This window comes from uncultured Thermanaerothrix sp. (assembly GCF_938028735.1).
GTDB lineage: Bacteria > Chloroflexota > Anaerolineae > Anaerolineales > Anaerolineaceae > Thermanaerothrix.
This window is the reverse complement of sequence record NZ_CALIMF010000038.1, coordinates 1-2983: the sequence shown is the minus strand read 5'-3', so window position 1 is coordinate 2983 and position 2983 is coordinate 1. Positions and strand designations below refer to the sequence as shown.

Annotated in this window: 1 protein-coding gene and 2 pseudogenes; all 3 read left to right on the top strand. The window is 54.1% G+C overall.

Annotated elements, in window-relative coordinates:
• Positions 1 to 1640 (top strand): annotated as a pseudogene (locus Q0721_RS12305) (hypothetical protein); the annotation flags it as partial.
• A 144-nt stretch (positions 1641 to 1784) separates the two neighbouring features.
• Entirely contained in the window at positions 1785 to 2591 is an 807-nt protein-coding gene (locus tag Q0721_RS12300; RefSeq protein WP_299030497.1) for a HEAT repeat domain-containing protein, read from the top strand.
• Between the two features lie 111 nt (positions 2592 to 2702).
• Positions 2703 to 2983 (top strand): annotated as a pseudogene (locus Q0721_RS12295) (HEAT repeat domain-containing protein); the annotation flags it as partial.

Sequence of the window (2983 nt, the reverse complement as noted above, 5' to 3'; positions counted from 1 at the left end):
TGCGCGCTGCGGTGGCAGAGAACCCACAGACCACTCCAGAGGTGTTGACTCAGTTGGCGCGGGATAAGCATGAATGGGTGCGCGCTGCGGTGGCCAGAAATCCAAATACCCCACCAGAGGTGTTGACTCAGTTAGCGAAGGATCGGGAGGTGGAGGTGCGCGCTGCGGCAGCGAGGAATTCCAACGCTCCTACGAGGGTGTTGACGCAGTTGGCAGGTGATGAGCATGAATTGGTGCGCGAAGCAGTGGCCGACAATCCAAAGTCCCCTACGAGTGTGTTGACTCAGTTGGCGCAGGATCAGAAGCTAGATGTGCGCTATGGGGTGGCGAGTAATTCCAACGCTCCTACGAGGGTGCTGACGCAGTTGGCGGGCGATGAGCATGAATTGGTGCGCGCTGCGGTGGCAGAACATCCTAAAACCCCTACGAGTGTGTTGACTCAGTTGGCAGGAGATAAGAGCGATTGGGTGCGCCGTGCGGTGATCCGAAATCCGAGTATGACGGTCGAGGTGCTTAACCGGTTAGCTCTAGATCAGCTTCTTCACGAGAAGATTATTGAAAGCTTCTCTAAGTGTTCAACTGAGTCGTTATACGAGTTGGCGGCACAAGCCAACCCCGCTTTAGCTCAGCTCATGGTCGAATACCACCAAGAGCATCCCTTGCCATTGCAGGTACTCCAAGCGGGGCTGAAGGGAAAGCAATCAGAACTGTTTCGTCAGGCGCTAGACCGCATGACCAACGATCCGAGTCCGGACGTGCGTCTAGCGATAGCGGTGGCTAAAAATCCAAATACCCCACCAGAGGAGTTGACTCAGTTGGCGGCGGATTGGAATTGGGAGGTACGCGAAGAGGTGGCGAGGAACCCCAAAACCCCACCAGAGGCGTTGACTCGACTGGCACAGGATAAGGCATACAAAGTGCGGGCTGCGGTGGCCAGCAATCCAGAGGTTCCTAAGGAGGTGTTGATTCCACTCGCGAAGGATGCGTCAGGCGAAGTGCGCGCTGCGGTAGCAGCAAATCGGCAGACCACTCCAGAGATGTTGAGGCAGTTTGCGCAGGATCAGGGTTTGGGGGTGCGCTGTGCGGTGGGAGAGAATCCAAATACCCCTACGGAGGTGTTAAGGCAGTTGGCAGAGGATGAGAATTACTGGGTGCGCCAAGCGGTGGCTAAAAATCCAAACACCCCTACGAAGGAGTTGACTCAGTTGGCGCAGGATCGGGAGGAGGCTGTGCGCTGGGCGGTGGCACGACATCCTAATGCGACTCCGGAGATGTTGACGCAGTTGGCGGGGGATAAGCATGAATGGGTGCGCCAAGCGGTGGCGAGGAATCCGCGCACGCCGGTCGAGGTGGTAAACCGGTTAGCTCAAGAGAAGTCGCTTCACAAGGATATTATTGAAAGCTTCTCTAAGCGTTCAACTGAGTCGTTATGCGAGTTTGCGGCACAAGCCAATGACGATTTAGCCCAGCTTATGGTGAAACACCATAAAGAAAATCCCTTGCCCTTGCAGGTTCTCCAAGCGGGACTAAAGGGAAAGCAATCAAAACTGTTCTGCGAGGCGCTAGACCGCAGTTCTTCTCTGTACGTTCTAAAAGAAGCCTTTTCGTTAATCCACAAAGAGGCTGAGAGAGAACCATAACCTTGCGGGGGAAGCCTCTCCTTACGTCGAGGGAACCTTTTCCCCGCAGGTTTGGGGATGCGGCGTTGTCTTATCTATTTTATTTAGCGTCTCATGCTCGCCGATAGTAAAACAGAGAAGAATGTAGTATATCAGGAGCAATAAATGGATTTCTCTAAGCGTCTAGAGATGGCAACAAACACACAAACGTCGCCACAGGAATTGGCGCAGTTGACCAACGATCCGAGTCCGGACGTGCGCGAATCGGTGGCTGGGGATCCCACGACCCCTCCGGAGGTGTTGACTCAGTTGGCGAAAGATAAGTGTTGGGAAGTGCGCTTAGCGGTGGCAAAGAATCCAAATACCCCTACGAAGGTGTTGAGGCAGTTGGCGGGGGATAAGGATGAATGGGTGCGCGAAGCCGTGCCAAAGAATCCAAATACCCCTACGGAGGTGTTGAGGCAGTTGGCGGGGGATAAGAATGAATGGGTGCGCTTAGCGGTGGCTGGAAATCCAACGACCCCTCCGGAGGTGTTGACTCAGTTGGCAAGGGATGAGCATAAATTGGTGCGCTATGCGGTGGCGAGGAATCCACAAACCCCTCCAGAGGTGTTGAGACAGTTGGCGCAGGATCAGGATTGGGGGGTGCGAGCTGCGGTGGCGAGGAATCCGCGAACGCCGGTCGAGGCGGTAAACTGGTTAGCTCAAGAGCCGTGTCTTCGCTTTTCAATTCTCGAAAGCTTCTCGAAGCGTTCCACAGAGTCGTTGTTCGAGTTAGCGGCGCAAGCCAACCCCGCTTTAGCTCAGCTCCTGGTGGAATACCATAAAGAAAATCCCTTGCCGTTGCAGGTGCTCCAAGCGGGGATGAAGGGAAAGCAATCAGAACTGTTCTGCGAGGCGCTAGACCGCAGTTCCTCTCTGTATGTTCTGCAAGAAGCCTTTTCTTTGCTCCACAAAGAGCCAGAAAGATAGCTAGAGAGCAGTCTATGTTAGCGGTTGTGAATTTGTCTTATCTATTGTATTTACCGTTTCATGCTCGCCGATAGTAAGATAGAGAAGAATTTAGGACATCAGGAGCGATCAATGGATTTCTCTAAGCGTCTAGAGATGGCGAGAAATGAGAAAACATCGCCACAGGAATTGGCGCAGTTGGCCAACGATCCGAGTCAGGTGATGCGCGCTGCAGTGGCAGAAAATCCAAATACCCCACCAGAGGCGTTGACTCAGTTGGCCGGAGATGAGTATGAATGTGTGCGCAAAGCGGTGGCCGGAAATCCAAATACCCCACCAGAGGCGTTGACTCAGTTAGCGCAGGATCGGGAGGTGGAGGTGCGCGCTGCGGCAGCGAGGAATTCCAACGCTCC

What these genes read in the sequence shown, in the direction of transcription:
- Q0721_RS12300 (WP_299030497.1), top strand. Translation starts at nt 1,785, where the DNA reads ATGGATTTCTCTAAGCGTCTAGAGATGGCAACAAACACACAAACGTCG.